The organism is Enterobacter cloacae complex sp. HYC003_NIDB (assembly GCF_056673375.1).
On the sequence record NZ_CP114220.1, the window covers coordinates 98167 to 119020 of the forward strand.

At 56.9% G+C, this 20854-nt stretch carries 17 protein-coding genes; 6 read left to right on the forward strand and 11 right to left on the reverse strand.

Translation table 11 applies throughout. The annotated features are described in order from the left end of the window. Positions 1-85: 85 nt before the first annotated feature. The 3 genes from glpX to O1722_RS00475 form a co-directional block, all read right to left on the reverse strand. Positions 86-1096, reverse strand: a complete 1011-nt coding sequence (glpX, locus tag O1722_RS00465; RefSeq protein ID WP_015569942.1) for a class II fructose-bisphosphatase — start codon at positions 1094-1096, stop codon at positions 86-88. A gap of 122 nt (positions 1097-1218) precedes the next feature. Further along, a complete protein-coding gene (gene glpK / locus O1722_RS00470) occupies positions 1219-2727 on the reverse strand; it encodes a glycerol kinase GlpK (RefSeq protein ID WP_033487972.1) in 1509 nt (502 codons plus the stop codon). Positions 2728-2748: 21 nt separating this feature from the next. Then, entirely contained in the window at positions 2749-3594 is an 846-nt protein-coding gene (locus O1722_RS00475; RefSeq protein ID WP_033487971.1) for an MIP/aquaporin family protein, read from the reverse strand. Positions 3595-3993: 399 nt separating this feature from the next. On the opposite strand from O1722_RS00475, the gene zapB reads away from it, so the two are divergent. Continuing rightward, positions 3994-4233, forward strand: a complete 240-nt coding sequence (gene zapB / locus O1722_RS00480) for a septal ring assembly protein ZapB (RefSeq protein ID WP_003862031.1) — start codon at positions 3994-3996, stop codon at positions 4231-4233. 587 nt (positions 4234-4820) lie between these two features. On the opposite strand, the gene rraA is transcribed toward zapB, so the two are convergent. The 7 genes from rraA to priA form a co-directional block, all read right to left on the reverse strand. After that, on the reverse strand, positions 4821-5306 hold the full coding sequence (gene rraA, locus O1722_RS00485) for a ribonuclease E activity regulator RraA (RefSeq protein ID WP_033487969.1): 486 nt from the start codon (positions 5304-5306) through the stop codon (positions 4821-4823). A 92-nt stretch (positions 5307-5398) separates the two neighbouring features. Continuing rightward, positions 5399-6325, reverse strand: coding sequence for a 1,4-dihydroxy-2-naphthoate polyprenyltransferase (gene menA / locus O1722_RS00490; protein ID WP_087924327.1), 927 nt, complete (start codon positions 6323-6325; stop codon positions 5399-5401). Between the two features lie 62 nt (positions 6326-6387). Next, positions 6388-7719: an HslU--HslV peptidase ATPase subunit gene (gene hslU / locus O1722_RS00495; RefSeq protein ID WP_015569947.1), complete on the reverse strand. Its 1332-nt coding sequence runs from the start codon at positions 7717-7719 to the stop codon at positions 6388-6390. Positions 7720-7728: 9 nt separating this feature from the next. Beyond that, a complete protein-coding gene (hslV, locus tag O1722_RS00500) occupies positions 7729-8259 on the reverse strand; it encodes an ATP-dependent protease subunit HslV (protein ID WP_003862036.1) in 531 nt (176 codons plus the stop codon). 94 nt (positions 8260-8353) lie between these two features. Then, complete coding sequence (gene ftsN / locus O1722_RS00505) at positions 8354-9322, reverse strand: cell division protein FtsN (RefSeq protein WP_017383099.1); 969 nt, start codon at positions 9320-9322, stop codon at positions 8354-8356. A gap of 92 nt (positions 9323-9414) precedes the next feature. Beyond that, positions 9415-10440, reverse strand: a complete 1026-nt coding sequence (gene cytR, locus O1722_RS00510; RefSeq protein WP_017383100.1) for a DNA-binding transcriptional regulator CytR — start codon at positions 10438-10440, stop codon at positions 9415-9417. Between the two features lie 119 nt (positions 10441-10559). Continuing rightward, on the reverse strand, positions 10560-12755 hold the full coding sequence (gene priA, locus O1722_RS00515) for a primosomal protein N' (RefSeq protein ID WP_032104298.1): 2196 nt from the start codon (positions 12753-12755) through the stop codon (positions 10560-10562). Between the two features lie 200 nt (positions 12756-12955). On the opposite strand from priA, the gene rpmE reads away from it, so the two are divergent. Next, entirely contained in the window at positions 12956-13168 is a 213-nt protein-coding gene (gene rpmE / locus O1722_RS00520) for a 50S ribosomal protein L31 (RefSeq protein ID WP_003862040.1), read from the forward strand. A gap of 48 nt (positions 13169-13216) precedes the next feature. On the opposite strand, the gene metJ is transcribed toward rpmE, so the two are convergent. Beyond that, complete coding sequence (metJ, locus tag O1722_RS00525) at positions 13217-13534, reverse strand: met regulon transcriptional regulator MetJ (RefSeq protein ID WP_006179183.1); 318 nt, start codon at positions 13532-13534, stop codon at positions 13217-13219. 275 nt (positions 13535-13809) lie between these two features. On the opposite strand from metJ, the gene metB reads away from it, so the two are divergent. From metB to katG, 4 genes are all read left to right on the forward strand, one after another. After that, positions 13810-14970, forward strand: coding sequence for a cystathionine gamma-synthase (gene metB, locus O1722_RS00530; protein WP_017383102.1), 1161 nt, complete (start codon positions 13810-13812; stop codon positions 14968-14970). Between the two features lie 2 nt (positions 14971-14972). Beyond that, positions 14973-17405, forward strand: a complete 2433-nt coding sequence (locus O1722_RS00535) for a bifunctional aspartate kinase/homoserine dehydrogenase II (protein WP_033487968.1) — start codon at positions 14973-14975, stop codon at positions 17403-17405. 225 nt (positions 17406-17630) lie between these two features. Then, positions 17631-18521: a methylenetetrahydrofolate reductase gene (gene metF, locus O1722_RS00540; RefSeq protein ID WP_003862045.1), complete on the forward strand. Its 891-nt coding sequence runs from the start codon at positions 17631-17633 to the stop codon at positions 18519-18521. Between the two features lie 144 nt (positions 18522-18665). After that, a complete protein-coding gene (gene katG / locus O1722_RS00545; protein ID WP_017383105.1) occupies positions 18666-20846 on the forward strand; it encodes a catalase/peroxidase HPI in 2181 nt (726 codons plus the stop codon). Positions 20847-20854: the final 8 nt, after the last annotated feature.

The following is a 20854-nucleotide window of genomic DNA, read 5'->3' on the forward strand; positions in this document are numbered from 1 at the left end:
GTGCTGTTTCTCTCTTCTATCTTCCGTACTTGCGGGAAACATTTCCAGCCCATTCGGGCCGGAAAGCTCTATCGATCAAACGGTTTTACAGAATGTGCGTCTGTACGTCCGGATCTTTACGATCGAGATAATGAATGGACTTAATGCGGCGAATGGTGCGGGATTTACCACGGATCAGCAGGGTTTCAGTGGTGGCCATGTTGCCCTTGCGGGTGATGCCGTCCAGCAGATCGCCTTTGGTGATGCCGGTTGCGGAGAAGACCACGTTATCGCTGCGGGCCATCTCGTTCAGCGCGAGCACTTTATTGGCCTCGATGCCCATCGCCGCGCAGCGCGCCAGTTCGTCTGCACCAATGCGAAGGTTCTCGTCGCTGTCGCCTTTGACCTCATGGCGTGGCAGCAAACGCGCCTGCATATCGCCGTCCAGCGCGCGGATCACTGCCGCAGAGACCACACCCTCCGGCGCGCCGCCGATGCCGTAAAGCACGTCGACTTCGCTGTCCGGCATGCAGGTCAGAATAGAGGCGGCAACGTCGCCATCCGGAATAGCAAACACGCGTACGCCGAGCGCTTGCAGGTACGCAATGGTGGCGTCGTGGCGCGGTTTCGCCAGAATGGTCACGGTGAGTTCGCTGAGCGCTTTACCCAGCGCCGCAGCGATATTGCGCAGGTTGGCGTCCAGCGGCAGGCTAAGGTCGATAGCGCCTTTAGCGCCAGGACCGACGATCAGTTTTTCCATGTACATATCGGGCGCGTTGAGGAAGCAGCCCTTATCGCCCACCGCCAGTACCGCCAGCGCGTTGGCCTGGCCCATCGCCGTCATACGCGTGCCTTCAATCGGGTCGACCGCGATATCCACGGCATCGCCTTTGCCCGTCCCGACTTTTTCACCGATGTAGAGCATCGGCGCTTCGTCGATTTCGCCTTCGCCAATGACGATAGTGCCATCGATATTGACCTGATTAAGCACAATGCGCATGGCGTGGACGGCTGCACCGTCTGCGGTATTTTTGTCGCCACGGCCCAGCCACTTGTAGCCTGCGAGGGCGGCAGCTTCGGTGACGCGGGAAAACTCGATAGCAAGTTCACGTTTCATGAGGTACTCGTACAATCAAAAGGAATTGCACGAAGTTTATCACAGAGTGGGGAGGGGCGAAGGGACCGGTGCGGTCGGAGCCCCTCACCCTAACCCTCTCCCAGGGGAGAGGGAATATAGGTTTACTCGTCGTGCTCTTCCCACGCCAGGGCACGTTTCACCGCTTTCTTCCAGCCGCTGTAGCGGTAGTTGCGCTCGGTGGTTTCGATGCCAGGACGGAATTCGCGTTCGATAACCGCTTTTTCCTGAAGCTCGTCGAGGTTTTGCCAGAAGCCAACCGCCAGACCTGCCAGATACGCCGCGCCCAGCGCCGTCACTTCTCGCACCTCAGGACGTTCAACGCGGGTGCCCAGAATGTCGGACTGGAACTGCATCAGGAAGTTGTTCGCGACCGCACCGCCGTCCACGCGCAGGGCGTGCAGACGAATGCCGGAGTCAGCCTGCATCGCTTCCAGCACGTCGCGCGTCTGGTAGGCGATGGATTCCAGCGTCGCGCGAATGATGTGGTTTGAGTTCACGCCGCGCGTCAGGCCGAAAATCGCGCCGCGGGCATACGGATCCCAGTACGGTGCGCCCAGACCGGTGAACGCTGGCACCACGTACACGCCGTTGGTGTCTTTCACTTTGGTCGCGAAGTATTCGGAGTCAAACGCGTCGCTGATCAGCTTCATCTCGTCGCGCAGCCACTGAATGGAGGCACCCGCCATGAATACCGCGCCTTCCAGGGCATAGTTCACTTCGCCGCGCGGGCCGCAGGCGATGGTGGTCAGCAGACCGTTTTCTGATTTCACCGCTTTCTCGCCGGTGTTCATCAGCATAAAACAACCGGTGCCGTAGGTGTTCTTCGCCATCCCTTCCTTGACGCACAGCTGGCCGAACAGGGCCGCCTGCTGGTCACCGGCGATACCGGCGATAGGAATACGGGTGCCACCTTTACCGCCAATGTTGGTCTGGCCGTATACTTCAGAAGACTTACGGACTTCAGGCAGCATCGCGCGCGGAATGTCCAGCGCGTCCAGCATCTTGTCATCCCACTCAAGGGTGTTGATGTTGAACAGCATGGTGCGCGAGGCGTTGGTGTAGTCGGTAACGTGAACGCGTCCCTGAGTCATCTTCCAGATAAGCCAGGTATCGACGGTGCCGAACAGTAGCTCGCCACGTCGTGCGCGCTCGCGTGAACCTTCCACGTGGTCGAGGATCCACTTCACTTTGGTGCCGGAGAAATAGGGGTCAACCACCAGGCCGGTGGCGCTGCGCACGTACTCTTCCATTCCTTCGCGCTTCAGCTGTTCGCAGATCTCTGACGTACGACGGCACTGCCAGACAATGGCGTTGTAGATGGGCTTACCGGTTTCGCGCTCCCAGACCACAGTCGTTTCACGCTGGTTGGTGATACCGATAGCGGCAATCTGGTCAGAACTGATGTCGGCTTTCGCCAGCACTTCCACCAGCGTGGAGCTTTGCGACGCCCAGATCTCCATCGGGTCGTGTTCTACCCAGCCTGGACGCGGGTAAATTTGCTCAAATTCGCGTTGAGACATGCTGACAATGTTCGCGTCATGATCCATTACGACAGCGCGGGAGCTGGTGGTGCCCTGGTCGAGCGCAACGATATATTTTTTTTCGGTCATGGTATGTGTCCCGTAGTCAGATTACAGCGAAGCTTTTTGTTGTGTGGTGGAAGCCGTCTCTTTCTCCTCTTCCACACAAGTGTCGCACGGTAAGTGGCGACCAATTAATTTGCGATAGCCGAATGCGCCCAGCGCCGCCCCTACGATTGGCCCGAACAGCGGAACCAGGAAGTAAGGAATGTCTTTGCCGCCCGTGAAGGTGACATCGCCCCATCCCGCAAAGAAGGCGAAGGTTTTTGGACCCAGGTCACGCGCCGGATTCATCGCAAAGCCGGTCAGCGGACCCATGGATGCGCCAATTACCGCAATCAGAAGGCCAATCAAAAGTGGCGCCAGCGGGCCGCGCGGAATGCCGTTTCCATCGTCGCCCAGCGCCATGATGACGCCCATCAGAATAGCGGTAATCACCATCTCAACCGCGAACGCCTGCACAAAATTGATATGCGGATTCGGATACGTTGAGAAAATGCCTGCCAGATCCAGACTTTCGACACTGCCACGCACCATATGATGCGTCTGTTCGAAGTCGATGAAAAGATTGTAATAAAGCCCGTAAACTAACGCCGCTGCGCAAAAGGCGCCGGCAAATTGCGAAATGATGAAAGGAACAACTTTGCGTCCGTCAAAACACGCGAATAGCCACAACGCGATGGTCACCGCCGGGTTAAGATGTGCACCGGAAACCCCTGCGGTCAGGTAGATGGCCATCGCCACGCCCAGACCCCAGATAATACTGATTTCCCACTGACCAAAACTGGCACCCGCCACTTTCAGTGCTGCGACACAGCCTACTCCGAAGAATATCAACAACCCGGTACCCAGGAACTCGGCAATACACTGGCCTTTTAAGGTTGATGTCTGACTCATAATCGGAATCCTGCAAAAGAGTAATGTTTATTGTTTGCGTGACCGCCCGTGACAGTCACGATGCCCTGTAGACATAGTGTTAATTTATCGTTAACGAGCACAAACGAGAAATATCGAAATCTAAATGTGTGGTCTGCGTCAATAAAATGAGCGTTTTCGCGCCATAAAGCGCGTTTTTGCATCAGATAATGATTATGGGCTGAATCATTTCTTTAACTTATGGGTTAACAACTTAGGGGTATATGCGGCGAACGCACCAGGACGAGGCCGAAAAGTGTTGCAAACCGCGATCTGCGTGGCATGCCGCTGGACAGGGGCGACGGCGCTCCATACAATCGGAACATATGTTGTGCGCGTTTATGTTAAAGCGTCGCCTTGCAATTCAGGAGAGGTAGGATCATGTCTTTAGAAGTGTTTGAGAAACTGGAATCGAAAGTACAGCAGGCGATTGACACCATCACGCTGCTGCAAATGGAAATTGAAGAGCTGAAAGAGAAGAACAACTCCCTGTCACAGGAAGTTCAGAATGCTCAGCACAGCCGTGAAGAACTGGAGCGCGAAAACAACCAGCTGCGCGAACAGCAGAACGGCTGGCAGGAACGCTTGCAGGCGTTGCTGGGACGTATGGAAGAAGTTTGATTTCCTTAGGGAATGCATTGAACAGGCCGGGTAAGGCGAAGCCGCCACCCGGCTTTTTTATGGTTTTCGCTAACCGACATCAAACCATAAAAAAGGCCGCCCTGGGCGGCCTTAACGCTACTTGTCCTGCGCTGTCGTAGCAAAAGCAACAAACCCAACAGGTTCATCGCTCTTTACAACGAGTACGCTGGCGACAATGAACGCGATACATAAATAGCGTTTCATTATGCGGTCCCTGCTGCTTACCGCTCCACCGTTCACCACCGGTGATAAGTCGGTGGACACAAGCCTTGATGTTAGCCTGCTTTACGGTAGTGAATACACCTTTCCCTGGACCGATGCCCATTTGCGAGATGGCGGAAAGGGACGCGGTATCATAATGAGCATCAACCAGGTAGTTAAGGTATTCACAGACAATTAGGATTTTATAAAGGTTAGGAAGGGTTGCCCAAGGTTTGGGCGAGAGTATGATGAAGTTCCTTGGTGTTAGTCTGTAAGACGTCCCAACGGACCGCGAATCCCGAGGGACAAAAAAAACCGCCACATTGCTGTTGGCGGTTTTTTTATGCATCTCGCTTACCGATTAATTACTCAATATCCAGCGCATCCTCAGAAAGGATAATGCCGGTATTGTCAGCATAAAGGTGGTCGCCCGAGAAGAAGGTCACGCCGCCGAAATTGACGCGCACGTCGCTTTCGCCGATGCCGTCGCCCGCTGCGCCTACCGGTATGGCCGCGATGGCCTGAATCCCGATATCCAGGTCTTCGAGATCGTCCACCTGACGCACGGAACCGTACACCACAATGCCTTCCCACTCGTTCTGGACGGCAATTCCCGCCAGTTCAGCATCAATCAATGCACGGCGCACGGAACCGCCACCATCCACCAGCAGGACGCGACCACGACCGTTCTCTTCGAGCAGATCGTACAGCAACCCGTTGTCCTCGAAACATTTCACCGTGATGATTTGTCCGCCAAACGACGACCGTCCACCAAAGTTGGAGAACAGGGGTTCAACGACGTTGACATCTTCCTGGTAGATGTCACAAAGCTCGGAGGTATCGTATTTCATAGGTTTAACGCTCTGTTGCTGCGAATGTGTTCAGTATATCGTGCGAAATGCGTTGTTGGCAAAATCATCAATTGTTAATTGATATTTGTCAGCTAACTCAGCGTCTGGCTTAAGACAATCCCGATGACGAACAGCAGGTTAGTCAGCAACGCGCCTTTTACCGTACGTTCCAGCATCGGTGGCATGGCGGCCGGGCTGAGTTCACGCATGACGTAGCGGGCCTGCTTAATCAGCAGCGGTGCGGCGAGCACAAACAGCCAGCCCCAGAGGCTGTGCAGCGAAATCAGATTGAACAGCGCCAGGCAGACCAGCGCGCCGATGAGCAGGCAGGCGTGATAGCGGCGTGCATTCACCGGACCCAGACGCACGGCCAGCGTGTTTTTACCGTTCTCGCGGTCGCTATCGATGTCGCGCAGATTATTGATATTCAGCACCGCCGTCGCCAGCAGACCACAGGCGGTCGCCGGCAGGAACAGGGCAGGGATCACCGTGTGCGCCTGTAAGTACCAGCTTCCCATCACGCTCAGCCAGCCGAAGAACACCAGCACGGAGATGTCGCCCAGACCAATATACCCGTAAGGACGCGTCCCGACGGTATAGGTAATGGCTGCAATAATGGCGAGCAAGCCCAGCACCAGGAAGCCAATGAAATCACTGGTGGTTTTCGAGGCGACCGTCACCAGCGCCAGCCCGGACAGGCAAATCAACACCACGGTGATAATCAGCGCCCGCTTCATCTGTGCCTGGGTAATCACCCCTTTTTGCATGCCGCGCAGCGGCCCGATGCGGTCAGGCTTGTCGCTGCCTTTTACCGCATCGCCGTAATCATTGGCGAGATTAGAGAGGATTTGCAGCAGCCCGGCGGTGACAAGCGCCAGACCTGCTACCAGCGGATCGAAATGACCCTGCCACCAGGCAAGCGTGGTACCGACGATAATGGCGGCAAAAGCCAGAGGAAGCGTTTTAGGGCGCAGACTTTCGAGCCACGCCTGTGTACGGCTGATATCAGTCATAGTTATTTAGCCAATAAAAATGGGGGCCATAGCCCCCATCAACAGTGATGAAAATGCATTGAACGCGATTATAGAATAAAACGGCTCAGATCTTCATCTGCCACTAACGCATCCAGGTGTTTGCCCACATAGTCTGCGTCAATGGTAATGCTTTGACCGTTAAGGTCGCTCGCATCATAAGAGATGTCTTCCATCAGGCGTTCCAGCACGGTGTGCAGACGACGCGCACCGATGTTTTCGGTGGTTTCGTTGACCTGCCACGCGGCCTGAGCGATGCGCTTGATACCGTCATCGGTAAATTCAATGTTCACGCCTTCGGTCGCCATCAGCGCTTTGTACTGTACGGTCACAGAAGCGTTTGGCTCAGTCAGGATACGTTCGAAATCTTCGGTGGTCAGCGCCTGCAACTCGACGCGGATTGGCAGACGTCCCTGAAGTTCCGGGATCAGGTCAGACGGGCTGGCAATCTGGAACGCACCGGAGGCGATAAACAGAATGTGGTCAGTTTTAACCATGCCGTGCTTGGTGGAGACGGTGCAACCTTCCACCAGCGGCAGCAGGTCGCGCTGAACGCCTTCGCGTGAGACATCCGGGCCGGACGCGTTGCCGCGCTTACAGATCTTGTCGATTTCGTCGATAAACACGATACCGTGCTGCTCAACCGCGTCGATAGCATCCTGTTTCAGCTCTTCCGGGTTAACCAGCTTCGCGGCTTCTTCTTCAATCAGCAGCTTCATCGCGTCTTTGATTTTCAGCTTACGCGCTTTCTGCTTCTGTCCGCCCAGGTTCTGGAACATGGACTGCAACTGGCTGGTCATCTCTTCCATGCCCGGAGGTGCCATAATTTCCACGCCCATTGGCGCGGCAGCGAGATCGATCTCAATCTCTTTGTCGTCCAGCTCGCCTTCGCGCAGTTTTTTGCGGAATGCCTGACGCGCAGCAGAAGGTTCAGGCTGCTGTTCAGCCTGTCCCCAGTTGTTTTTTGCCGGTGGGATCAGCACGTCGAGAATACGCTCTTCGGCCATCTCTTCGGCGCGATAGCGGTTTTTCTCAATTGCCTGGACACGCACCATCTTAATCGCCGAGTCGGTCAGGTCACGGATGATGGAGTCCACTTCTTTACCCACATAGCCCACTTCGGTGAACTTGGTGGCTTCAACTTTGATGAACGGCGCGTTAGCCAGTTTGGCCAGACGACGGGCGATTTCGGTTTTACCCACACCGGTCGGGCCGATCATCAGAATATTTTTTGGCGTTACTTCGTGGCGAAGCTCTTCATCGAGCTGCATGCGACGCCAGCGGTTACGCAGTGCGATAGCCACGGAGCGCTTGGCGTCGTCCTGGCCGATAATGTGTTTGTTCAGTTCGCTGACAATTTCGCGTGGGGTCATTTCAGACATGGGCGATCCTTACGCTTTAGACGGTAATTCTTCGATGGTGTGATTGTGGTTGGTATAGATGCAGATATCACCTGCAATATCCAACGCTTTCACCGCGATATCGCGCGCGTTCATGTCGGTATTTTCCAACAGCGCACGGGCTGCGGCCTGGGCGTACGGGCCGCCAGAGCCGATGGCAATCAGGTCGTTTTCAGGCTGAACCACGTCGCCGTTACCGGTGATGATCAGCGAGGCGTTTTCGTCAGCCACGGCCAGCAGCGCTTCGAGCTTGCGCAGCATGCGGTCGGTACGCCAGTCTTTTGCCAGCTCAACGGCGGCTTTCACCAGATGACCCTGATGCATTTCCAGTTTGCGTTCAAACAGTTCAAACAGCGTGAAGGCATCAGCCGTGCCGCCTGCGAAACCGGCGATCACTTTGTCGTTATAAAGACGACGTACTTTCTTCACGTTGCCTTTCATGACGGTATTACCCAGCGTGGCCTGGCCATCACCGGCAATTACCACCTGGCCGTTACGGCGTACACTTACTATTGTTGTCACGAGCAGACCCCCTGGTTACAGATTCGGGAAACAGAAGCCCTGAGCCTGTGCTCAGGGCTGAATTAAATGATAGATGGGGGGGATTTTGGGGGTTTCAACCCCCGGAGGCGAGTCGAATGCAGTTTGTGTGGCCAGCCACTTTCAAACGGGAAATGGTGCCGTCTGCGTTTTCTTTGCCTTTGACCGGTCCAATCACTACGCGATTCCAGCCGTTATTGGTGGTAATGCGTGAGTCAAATCCTTCAAATGCCAGCTGAGCACGCACCGTTTCTGCCTGTTCGGCGCCTTTAAACGAACCGCACTGAACCATCCAGCGGCGTTCATCTTTTTTCTCAGCCGTCTGCTTCGGTGCCTCGGTCTCTTTGGTGACCGGCGCAGCCTGCTGCGTTTTTGGCTGTTGCGCAGTGGTATGCGCAGGCGTCTGCAACAGATCCTGATACGGCTGTGCCGTTTGCTTCTGCGGCTGCGCCTTCGGTTGCTGCTGGACAGGCTGAGTTTGTACGGTACGCGTCTGCTGCTGCGGTTGTGTACGCGGCTGCTGTACCGGCTGCGTCTGCGTCCACTGCTGCTGTTGCGTTTGCTGCTGAGCCTGACGCTGGCGCTGCAACGTTTGCTGACGCTGCGCCGGGGTTTGTTCGTTCCACGGTACTTCGTTCAGCTGCGTAGGCTGCTGGCGCATGTCCGCCTGCATCTGAGCGAGCAATTGACGCTGTTCGTCCGTCAGCTGATCGGCATTCTTTACTTCACCCCCGGCAGAAGGCTCGGTAGGCGCACGTACGCCAGGCTGGCGGCTTTCCAGCTCTTTAATGTAGCGCCAGCGCTCTTCAGGCTTCGGCGGCAGGCCGTTGCCGACGACCTTATTACCCTGAAGGGCTTCAGACTCTTCTTTTTTATGATGCGTAATGAAGTAGAGGCCGCCAATAAAGGCCACCAGCACAGCCGCAGCAATGGCGACCATAGCTGGGGAGACAGCAGACAGGCTGCGTTGCTTGCTTTTTGAACTACTCTTTTTGCGTCGCGAAGGTGCCGGCTGGCCGCGACGTACATAATCTCGTTGTGCCACTATCGTTTCGCTGTATTTATTCGTTCGTCAGCCCGCCATGTTACTTAAGCGACGGGGCTTTGACCAGATAAGGGTGTCGAAAGGTATTTACTTTAAGTTAATGCCTGGGTAGAGCCGCGCACAATCAGCTCACAATCCAGTAGTCGTGACCCACTGCTAACTGATTGACCGTGCAGCTGATCCAGCAAAAGCAGCATCGCTTCACGGCCGATGTCATACCGCGGCTGTGCAACGGTCGAAAGCGGCGGATCGCAAAACTCCGAAAGTGAAATATTATCAAAACCGATTATCGACAGGTCCTGCGGCACGCGCAGGCCGTGACGTTTGGCGTAGGATAACGCCCCCAGCGCCATCACGTCGCTGTGGCAGAAGACCGCGGTGGGCGGTTCTGGCAAGGCCAGCAATTTTTCCAGCGCCTGCCCGCCCGCTTCAAAGGTGAAATCACCGCGCGCAATGTAGTGCGGATCGACGATAGCCCCGGTACGGCGCAGCGCCTGAACGTAGCCCTGCAAGCGGTAATGACACAGCGGCATCTCTTCTGGTCCGGCGATACAGCCGATACGCTTATGCCCCAGTTCCTGAAGATAGTTCACGGCGTTGAATGCGGCGGTGAGGTTATCGATATGAACGGTTGGCAGCTCCAGCTCCGGCGCGAATTCGTTCGCCATGACCATCGGCGGTAAATTGCGCTGTTCTTCAATGCTGGCATCAAACGGCAGGCGTGAGCCAAGCAGCAGCATGCCATCAATCTGCTTGGTGATGATCAGGTCGATGAACGTTTTTTCCTGCTGGTTCTGGTGAGCACAATCGCCAATCAGCACCAGATAGCCCTGGGCGGCGGCCGTGACCTCAATGCCGCGGATGATTTCGCTGAAGAAGGGATCGCAGATATCCGGCACGATCACCAGGATGGTGCGGGATTCGTTGCGTTTAACGTTGCGCCCCATGGCTTGCGGGAAATAACCGACCTCAAGCGCCGCCTTTTCAACCCGGTTTCGGGTCGCCTGGGAGACTTTGTCAGGGTTCATCAATGCGCGGGACACGGTTGCTGTTGAGACTTGTGCTTTCTCGGCAACGTCTTTCATGGTCGCCGAGGCAACCTCTTTCCTGGACTTCAACGTCTTCTCCTCGCCTGAACACCGAACTGCGGACAGCACCATTTTTACAGATAGTTAATGGAATCGGTTACAGAATTTTCATAAAAAGTGTGAGGCGCATTAAATTTTTCGATCCGTCTTCAGCCTTCAATCGGATCGACGTCAAGAACCCACTTCACTTTTCGCGCTTCCGGTAGGGTATTGATCAGCGCCAGCGTGCCGCTGACGATCTGCTGTAAACGGATACGCGAGGGGTGCTGAAGTAACAGTTGCCAGCGGAAACGGCCCCCGCGTTTCGGGGCGAGCGCGGGTACCGGGCCTAAAATCCACAGCTGATTATCCACCAGCGGGCTGGCTTGCAGTAGGTTCCTCAGCTGTTGCAGGAACAGCGGCGCCTGCTGGTTATTATGATCTTCCGCACGGATGATAACGTGGCTGGTCCACGGGGGAAGCTGCATCGTCTGACGTTCGGCCAGCGCCTGGTCCGCGAAGGCGTCATAGCCTTTGTGCAGCAGAGTTTGCAGCAGCGGATGTTCAGGGTGGTGCGTTTGCAGAACCACCTCGCCCTGCTTACCCGCTCGACCAGCGCGACCGGCAACCTGGGTATAAAGCTGGGCGAAACGCTCGGCGGAGCGAAAATCCGCGGAGAACAGCGCGCCGTCGACGTCCAGCAGGGCGACCAGCGTCACGTCCGGGAAGTGGTGCCCTTTCGCCAGCATCTGAGTACCAATCAGGATGCGCGCGCCGCCGCGATGCACTTCCGCCAGTTGCTGCTCCAGCGCCCCTTTACGGCTGGTGGTATCCCTGTCGATACGGGAGATGGGTACGTCCGGGAAGAAGGGCGCGAGCGCCTGTTCAAGCTGTTCCGTTCCCAGACCGACCGGCACGATGTGCGTTGAGCCGCAGGACGGGCATTGACGGGGGACCGGACGCTGGCTGTCGCAGTGGTGGCAGCGTAAATGGCGCTGAGCCTGGTGGAAGGTGTAGTAGTGATCGCAGCGCGGGCACTCCGCGATCCAGCCGCAGTCGTGGCACAGCAGCGCAGGCGCGAAGCCGCGGCGGTTCAGGAACAGGATCACCTGGTTGCCCGCCTGCAAATGCTGGCGCATGCGGCTAATCAGCGCAGGCGCTAACCCGGCCTGCACCTGCTGGCCTTTCAAATCCAGCACATGCTGAATGGCCGGGCGGGCATTCCCCGCACGGCGCGTCAGGCGCAGCATGTGGTATTTACGCTGGCGAACGTTGTGCAGCGTTTCAAGCGCGGGGGTGGCGGACCCGAGAATAATGGGGATTTGCTCGCTGTGGGCGCGGTACACGGCTAAGTCGCGGGCGTGATAGCGCCAGCCTTCCTGCTGTTTATAGGAGCTGTCATGCTCTTCATCGATTACGATAACGCCGAGATTTTTAAAGGGCGTAAACAGCGATGAACGGGTGCCGATCACAATTGCTGCTTCGCCGTTTTTCGCTTTCAGCCAGGCGCTGAGGCGCTCGCTGTCGTTCAGGCCGGAGTGCAGGACCTCAACGGGCGCATTAAAGCGTTCACGAAAACGCGCGATGGTTTGCGGCGTCAGGCCGATTTCCGGCACCATCACCAGCGCCTGTTTGCCCTGCGCGAGCACGTTTTCCAGCACGCTCAGATACACTTCGGTTTTACCGGAGCCGGTGACGCCCGCCAGCAGCCAGGCGGAAAAATGGTCGGCGGCGCTGTGAATCGCGCCCACGGCGGTGGCCTGCTCGGTATTCAGACGCAGGCGATCGCCCGAGACGGAAAAGCCGTCGCGCCAGTCGTGAAGGGCAGGTGCTTCACTGGCCAGCTCGCTCAACCCTTTCTTCCTTAATGCCTGCAACGCGGTTTCGCTTACCTCAAGCTCGTCGACCTGATGGCGCCAGATTTTTCCCTGGCGCAGCGCGGCCAGCGCCTGCTGCTGTTTCTGCGAGCGCTTCAGGCTGTTAATGTCCACAGCCTGGCCCTGCTCGGTGGCAAACCAGTACCACATTGGCGCGTGGCTGGCGCTCTTGCCCTGGCGCAGCATAATGGGCAGGGCATGGAACAGCACGTCGCCAATCGGATGATGATAATAATCTGCCGCCCACAGCAGCAGTCGCCAGGTGCTGGTGGAGTAAACCGGCTCGCTGTCCAGCACCTCAACAACCGATTTCAGCTCGTTAAGCGGCAGTTCGCTGTGTTCGCTGACGGACACCACGATCCCCACACGCTGCTGTTTGCCAAACGGCACGGTCACGCGACAGCCCGCTTTGGCGCTCATGCTGTCGGGCAGCAGGTAGTCAAAGGTGCGGGGAAGCGGAACGGGCAGGGCAACGTGAGCGACGGGCATCGAATCTTCCTGACTTGAAAAGTGGCGCGTTAGTATACACATTAGTGAAAGCGGCGTGCGGATCAGTTTGCATACGTTGGTCAAATTCTGTATGATTCGCCGCCTTTGGTGTATTTTACGCCAAAGAACTTACATTCAACATCGCGTGGTGTCTGGCGTTAGGGCTGGAAGAGCGACGCGGCCTTAACTGAGGTTCTCCCATGAAAAAAGATATTCACCCGAAATACGAAATGATTACTGCAAACTGCTCTTGCGGTAACTCTATCCAGATCCGCTCTACCGTGGGTCACGATCTGAACCTGGACGTGTGCGGCAAATGCCACCCGTTCTACACTGGTAAGCAGCGTGATGTTGCAACCGGTGGCCGTGTTGACCGCTTCAACAAGCGTTTCAGCATCCCGGGCGCTAAATAAGTTTCCCGAAAAAAAGGCACCGCAAGGTGCCTTTTTTGTATCCGCTTATCAGTATTCCCACGTATCCGGGTCGATACCCAGTTCACGCATGATCACCTTCGCCTCTTCTGGAATTTCGTCACTGCGCTCTTTGCGCAGATCGTCATCGTTCGGCAACGGTTGGCCGGTAAACGCATGCAGGAACGCTTCGCACAGCAGTTCGCTGTTGGTGGCGTGACGCAGGTTGTTCACCTGACGACGCGTACGTTCATCGGTGAGGATCTTCAACACCTTCAGAGGAATGGACACCGTGATTTTCTTGACTTGCTCACTCTTCTTACCGTGCTCAGCGTATGGGCTGATATATTCGCCGCTCCATTCAGCCATGAGATACCTTTAATCCTCTCAGTCATTAATCTAAAGGTGCAAAACCGGTAACCATCAGTTTTGAACCGTAATCTTGCGTAGTTTACCGTAGAGACGATACCGAGGCACGGATATTGCCGCTGTAGCGTGTCCTAAAGCATATAATTTTAACGGCTATTTGCACATTGCTCAATCTATACGCAAAGAAGTTTAGATGTCCAGATGTATTGACGTCCATACTTTCAATGTTTACTCTGGTGCCTGACTTTTCACCTCATTCGCCAGGAAGCCTCACCATGACGCGTAAACAGGCCACCATCGCAGTGCGTAGCGGATTGAATGATGACGAGCAGTACGGCTGCGTTGTCCCGCCAATTCATCTCTCCAGCACCTATAATTTCACCGGATTTAATGAACCCCGCGCGCATGACTACTCGCGTCGCGGCAATCCTACGCGTGACGTCACCCAGCGCGCGCTGGCGGAACTGGAAGGCGGCGCGGGTGCGGTATTAACCAATACCGGCATGTCTGCCATTCACCTGGTGACTACGGTGTTCCTGAAACCTGGCGATCTGCTGGTGGCGCCGCACGACTGTTATGGCGGCAGCTATCGTCTGTTTGATAGCCTGGCGAAACGTGGCTGCTACCGTGTGCTGTTTGTCGATCAAAACGACGAACAGGCGCTGAAACAGGCGCTTGCCGAGCAGCCGAAGCTGGTGCTGGTGGAAAGTCCAAGCAATCCATTGTTGCGCGTAGTCGATATTGCGAAAATTTGTCAGCTCGCAAGGGATGCGGGAGCGATAAGTGTAGTGGATAATACGTTCCTCAGTCCGGCCCTTCAGAACCCACTGGCACTGGGCGCCGATCTGGTGTTGCATTCATGCACTAAATATCTGAACGGCCATTCTGACGTAGTAGCAGGTGTGGTGATTGCCAAAGATCCTGATGTAGTCACCGAACTGGCATGGTGGGCCAATAACATTGGCGTCACCGCGGGCGCGTTCGACAGCTATTTGCTGTTGCGCGGCATCCGTACGCTGTCGCCGCGTATGGACGTGGCGCAGCGTAATGCCCAGGCGATCGTGGATTTCCTGAAAACCCAGCCGCTGGTGAAGAAGCTTTATCACCCGTCGCTGCCGGAAAACCAGGGGCACGAGATTGCCGCGCGCCAACAGAAAGGATTTGGCGCGATGTTAAGTTTTGAACTGGACGGTGACGAGCAAACGCTGCGTCGCTTCCTGAGCGGGTTGTCATTGTTTACGCTGGCGGAATCCTTAGGGGGAGTAGAAAGCTTGATCTCCCACGCCGCAACCATGACGCACGCAGGTATGGCACCCGAAGCACGTGCCGCCGCCGGGATTTCCGAGACGCTGCTGCGTATCTCGACCGGTATTGAAGATTCTGAAGATTTAATTGCCGATCTGGAAAATGGCTTCCGGGTCGCAGCCAAGGGGTAATCATGAGTGTGATAGCGCAGGCAGGGACGAAGGGTCGTCAGCTGCACAAGTTTGGTGGTAGTAGTCTTGCTGATGTGAAATGTTACCTGCGTGTCGCAGGGATCATGACCGAGTATTCACAGCCGGGGGACATGATGGTTGTCTCTGCGGCGGGCAGCACCACCAACCAGTTGATTAGCTGGCTGAAACTGAGCCAGACCGATCGCCTCTCTGCGCATCAGGTGCAACAGTCCTTACGTCGTTACCAGAGTGAACTGATTGCCGGTTTGCTGCCTGCGGACGTGGCGGACGGGCTGATTAGCGCTTTTACGCACGACCTTGAGCGTCTGGCCGCTCTGCTGGACAGCGGCATTACCGATGCAGTGTATGCGGAAGTGGTTGGCCACGGTGAAGTGTGGTCTGCGCGCCTGATGGCCGCTGTGCTGCAACATCTTGGTGTGGACGCCGCCTGGCTCGACGCGCGTGATTTCCTGCGTGCCGAACGTGCCGCACAGCCGCAGGTGGACGAAGGGTTGTCTTACCCGCTGCTGCAACAGCTGCTGGTGCAACATCCTGGTAAACGTATTGTCGTCACCGGTTTTATCAGCCGCAGCAACGCGGGCGAAACCGTTCTGCTGGGCCGTAACGGCTCTGACTACTCGGCAACGCAGATTGGCGCCCTGGCGGGCGTGTCCCGCGTCACCATCTGGAGCGACGTGGCCGGTGTCTACAGCGCGGACCCGCGCAAAGTAAAAGATGCCTGCCTGCTGCCGCTGCTGCGTCTCGACGAAGCGAGCGAACTGGCGCGTCTGGCGGCCCCGGTGCTGCACGCGCGCACGCTACAGCCGGTTTCCGGCAGCGACATCGACCTGCAACTACGCTGTAGCTACACGCCGGATCAGGGTTCCACCCGCATTGAACGCGTGCTGGCATCCGGTACGGGCGCGCGCATTGTCACCAGCCATGATGACATCTGCCTGATTGAGTTCCAGGTGCCTGCGGGCCAGGATTTCAAACTGGCACACAAAGATATCGACACCATCCTGAAACGTGCCCAGGTGCGTCCGCTGGCCGTTGGCGTACATAACGATCGTCAGCTGTTGCAGTTCTGCTATACCGCTGAAGTGGTGGACAGCGCCCTGAAAATTCTGGATGAAGCGGGCCTGCCGGGCGAGCTTCGCCTGCGTCAGGGGCTGGCGCTGGTGGCGATGGTGGGCGCGGGCGTCACCCGTAACCCGCTCCACTGCCACCGCTTCTGGCAGCAACTGAAAGGTCAGCCGGTGGAGTTCACCTGGCAGTCGGAAGAGGGCATCAGTCTGGTTGCCGTGCTGCGTAAAGGGCCAACCGAAAGCCTGATTCAGGGTCTGCACACCTCCCTGTTCCGCGCGGAAAAACGCATCGGCCTGGTACTGTTCGGGAAAGGGAACATCGGTTCCCGCTGGCTGGAGCTGTTCGCCCGCGAGCAGGTAACGCTTTCGGCGCGTACCGGGTTTGAATTTATTCTGGCAGGGGTGGTGGACAGCCGCCGCAGCCTGCTGAACTACGAAGGGCTGGACGCCAGCCGGGCGCTGGCCTTCTTTAACGATGAAGCGGTTGAGCAGGATGAAGAGTCGCTGTTCCTGTGGATGCGCGCGCACCCGTACGACGATCTGGTGGTGCTGGATGTGACCGCCAGCGAACAGCTGGCCGATCAGTATCTGGATTTCGCCAGCCACGGTTTCCACGTCATCAGCGCCAACAAACTGGCGGGCGCGAGCAGCACTGATAAATACCGTCAGATCCATGACGCATTCGAAAAAACGGGCCGTCACTGGCTGTATAACGCCACCGTTGGCGCGGGCCTGCCGGTGAACCATACCGTGCGCGACCTGATTGAAAGCGGCGACAGCATTCTGGCGCTGAGCGGGATCTTCTCCGGCACGCTCTCCTGGCTGTTTTTGCAGTTTGACGGCACCGTTCCGTTCACCGACCTGGTGGATCAGGCGTGGCAGCAGGGCTTAACCGAGCCGGATCCGCGCGTTGACCTTGCCGGTAAAGATGTGATGCGTAAGCTGGTGATCCTGGCGCGTGAAGCCGGCTACGACATTGAGCCGGGTCAGGTACGCGTCGAGTCTCTGGTGCCTGCGGGCTGCGAGGAAGGGTCCGTCGATCACTTCTTCGAGAACGGCGACGAGCTGAACGAGCAGATGGTGCAACGTCTGGAAGCGGCTAACGAGATGGGCCTGGTGCTGCGTTACGTGGCGCGCTTCGAGGCGAACGGTAAAGCGCGCGTGGGCGTGGAGGCGGTGCGTCCTGAACATCCGCTGGCGGCGCTCCTGCCGTGCGACAACGTCTTCGCCATCGAAAGCCGCTGGTATCGCGATAACCCGCTGGTGATCCGTGGCCCGGGCGCGGGACGCGATGTCACCGCCGGAGCCATTCAGTCTGATATTAATCGTCTGGCTAAGCTGCTGTAATTTCGCTTGTTCCCTCTCCCCGTGGGAGAGGGTTAGGGTGAGGGCAGCAGACCGCACTCACCCCCATCATGAACGCCCTTCATCTTCCCTGAGCAAACCTCACCGTTATTGTGATTATTTCTGTTGACGTCATCCCGCTTTTACGTCATTTTTACATCTGGACGTCTAAACGTATAGAAGTTCACAACACAACAAACAACGACACGCGAAAGATAGAGGTAAGGTATGAGCTTTTTTCACGCCAACCAGCGGGAAGCCCTGAATCAGAGCCTGGCCGAAGTAAACGGCCAGATTAACGTCTCTTTTGAATTTTTCCCGCCGCGCACCAGTGAAATGGAGCAAACCCTGTGGAGCTCTATCGATCGCCTGAGCAGCCTGAAGCCGAAGTTCGTCTCCGTAACCTACGGCGCCAACTCCGGTGAGCGTGATCGCACGCACAGCATCATTAAGGGCATTAAAGATCGAACCGGTCTGGAAGCGGCACCGCACCTGACCTGTATCGACGCCACCCGTGATGAGCTGCGCGCCATTGCCCAGGACTACTGGAATAACGGCATTCGCCACATTGTGGCCCTGCGCGGCGACCTCCCGCCAGGCAGCGGCAAGCCAGAGATGTTTGCCGCCGATCTGGTCGGGCTGCTGAAAGACGTTGCCGACTTTGATATCTCCGTGGCTGCCTACCCTGAAGTTCACCCGGAAGCCAAAAGCGCCCAGGCGGATCTGCTCAACCTGAAGCGTAAAGTGGAGGCCGGTGCTAACCGCGCGATTACTCAGTTCTTCTTTGACGTGGAAAGCTACCTGCGCTTTCGCGACCGCTGCGTCTCGGCGGGTATTGATGTCGAAATCATTCCTGGCATTCTGCCGGTCTCGAACTTCAAACAGGCGAAGAAATTCGCAGATATGACCAACGTGCGCATTCCGCTGTGGATGTCCAAAATGTACGAAGGGCTGGACGACGATCCGGAAACCCGTAAGCTGGTGGGGGCCAATATCGCGATGGACATGGTGAAGATTTTAAGTCGCGAAGGGGTGAAAGATTTCCATTTCTATACCCTGAACCGCGCGGAAATGAGCTACGCCATTTGCCATACGCTCGGTGTTCGCCCGGCGCTGTAAAGTAAAAAACCCTCATAAAATGAGGGTTTTTTAATCGAACGGAGAGTTAAAAGGTATTAGCTATCGAATCTGTGGATTAATTCAACTATCTCTTATCGCTAGTGGTGTATATCGTAACGGTAACACTGTAAAGGGAGCATAGCGATGAGCATGTCAGACGAGACCAATAACGCGGCATCCGCCGGCAAATGTCCGTTCCACCAGGGCGGCGTCGATCATAGCGCGGGTGCAGGTACCGGCAGCAAAGAATGGTGGCCTAAACAACTTCGCATCGATCTACTTAATCAACACTCCAGCCGTTCTAACCCTCTGGGTGAAGACTTCGACTACCGCAAAGAATTCAGCAAGCTCGACTATTCCGCCCTTAAGGGCGATCTCAAAGCACTGTTAACCGACTCACAACCGTGGTGGCCTGCCGACTGGGGCAGCTATGCGGGCCTGTTTATCCGTATGGCCTGGCACGGTGCGGGTACCTATCGCTCCGTTGACGGTCGCGGCGGCGCCGGACGCGGTCAGCAACGCTTTGCACCGCTGAACTCCTGGCCGGATAACGTCAGCCTGGATAAGGCTCGCCGCCTGCTGTGGCCAATTAAGCAAAAATACGGACAAAAAATCTCCTGGGCTGACCTCTTTATCCTCGCGGGTAACGTGGCGCTGGAGAACTCCGGCTTCCGCACCTTTGGTTTCGGTGCCGGGCGTGAAGACGTTTGGGAACCGGATCTGGACGTGAACTGGGGCGATGAAAAAGCCTGGCTGACCCACCGTGACCCGGAAGCGCTGGCGAAGCGCCCGCTTGCGGCCACCGAAATGGGCCTGATTTACGTTAACCCGGAAGGGCCGAACGCCAGCGGTGAACCGCTGTCTGCGGCGGCGGCGATCCGCGCTACCTTTGGCAACATGGGCATGAATGACGAAGAGACCGTCGCGCTGATTGCGGGCGGCCATACGCTCGGTAAAACGCACGGCGCAGGTGAAGCCACGCACGTGGGCACTGACCCGGAAGCGTCGCCGATTGAAGCGCAGGGCCTGGGCTGGGCCAGCACGCACGGCACCGGTATTGGCGCTGACGCCATCACCTCTGGGCTGGAAGTTATCTGGTCTCAAACCCCGACCCAGTGGAGCAATTACTTCTTCGAGAACCTGTTCAAATACGAATGGGTGCAGACGCGTAGCCCGGCGGGCGCCATTCAGTTTGAAGCCGTGGATGCGCCGGAAATTATGCCTGACCCGTTCGACCCGTCGAAAAAACGCAAGCCAACCATGCTGGTCACCGACCTGACGCTGCGTTTTGATCCGGAATTCGAGAAAATTTCCCGTCGCTTCCTGAACGATCCGCAGGCCTTCAACGAAGCCTTTGCGCGCGCGTGGTTCAAGCTGACCCACCGCGATATGGGGCCAAAAGCGCGGTACATCGGCCCGGAAGTACCGAAAGAAGATCTGATTTGGCAGGATCCGCTGCCTCAACCGGTGTTCCATCCGACGCAGGAAGATATTGAAAGCCTGAAAGCGGAAATCGCGGCCTCTGGTCTCTCCGTGAGCGAGCTGGTTTCCGTGGCCTGGGCGTCGGCATCGACCTTCCGCGGCGGCGACAAGCGTGGCGGCGCTAACGGCGCGCGTCTGGCGCTGGCGCCTCAGCGCGACTGGGATGTGAACGCCGCGGCGGTGCGGGCGTTACCGGCTCTGGAAGCAATCCAGCGCACCACTAATAAAGCCTCACTGGCCGATATCATCGTGCTGGCGGGTGTTGTGGGCGTTGAGCAGGCGGCGAAAGCCGCGGGCGTTTACGTCAACGTACCGTTCACCCCGGGCCGCGTAGATGCGCGTCAGGACCAGACGGACATCGAGATGTTTAACCTGCTCGAACCGGTTGCTGACGGTTTCCGCAACTACCGTGCGCAGGTGGATGTGTCCACTACGGAGTCGCTGCTGATCGACAAAGCCCAGCAGCTGACCCTGACCGCGCCGGAACTGACGGTGCTGATCGGCGGTCTGCGCGTACTGGGTGCAAACTTCGATGGCAGCAAGAATGGCGTGTTTACCAACCGCGAGGGCGTGCTGAGCAACGACTTCTTCGTTAATCTGCTGGATATGAACACCCAGTGGAAAGCGACCGACGACTCAAACGAGCTGTTTGCCGGTAGCGATCGCGCCAGCGGGGAAGTGAAATACACCGCGACCCGCGCCGATCTGGTCTTCGGTTCAAACGCCGTCCTGCGTGCGCTGGCCGAAGTTTACGCCAGCAGTGATGCACACGAGAAGTTCGTTCGTGATTTTGTTGCCGCATGGGCGCGAGTGATGGATTTGGACCGGTTTGATGTGAAGTAACCATTGTG

Coding starts and splice junctions, on each gene's coding strand:
- glpX (WP_015569942.1), bottom strand. CDS start 1,096: ATGAAACGTGAACTTGCTATCGAGTTTTCCCGCGTCACCGAAGCTGCC.
- glpK (WP_033487972.1), bottom strand. CDS start 2,727: ATGACCGAAAAAAAATATATCGTTGCGCTCGACCAGGGCACCACCAGC.
- O1722_RS00475 (WP_033487971.1), bottom strand. CDS start 3,594: ATGAGTCAGACATCAACCTTAAAAGGCCAGTGTATTGCCGAGTTCCTG.
- zapB (WP_003862031.1), top strand. CDS start 3,994: ATGTCTTTAGAAGTGTTTGAGAAACTGGAATCGAAAGTACAGCAGGCG.
- rraA (WP_033487969.1), bottom strand. CDS start 5,306: ATGAAATACGATACCTCCGAGCTTTGTGACATCTACCAGGAAGATGTC.
- hslU (WP_015569947.1), bottom strand. CDS start 7,719: ATGTCTGAAATGACCCCACGCGAAATTGTCAGCGAACTGAACAAACAC.
- priA (WP_032104298.1), bottom strand. CDS start 12,755: ATGCCCGTCGCTCACGTTGCCCTGCCCGTTCCGCTTCCCCGCACCTTT.
- rpmE (WP_003862040.1), top strand. CDS start 12,956: ATGAAAAAAGATATTCACCCGAAATACGAAATGATTACTGCAAACTGC.
- metJ (WP_006179183.1), bottom strand. CDS start 13,534: ATGGCTGAATGGAGCGGCGAATATATCAGCCCATACGCTGAGCACGGT.
- metB (WP_017383102.1), top strand. CDS start 13,810: ATGACGCGTAAACAGGCCACCATCGCAGTGCGTAGCGGATTGAATGAT.
- O1722_RS00535 (WP_033487968.1), top strand. CDS start 14,973: ATGAGTGTGATAGCGCAGGCAGGGACGAAGGGTCGTCAGCTGCACAAG.
- metF (WP_003862045.1), top strand. CDS start 17,631: ATGAGCTTTTTTCACGCCAACCAGCGGGAAGCCCTGAATCAGAGCCTG.
- katG (WP_017383105.1), top strand. CDS start 18,666: ATGAGCATGTCAGACGAGACCAATAACGCGGCATCCGCCGGCAAATGT.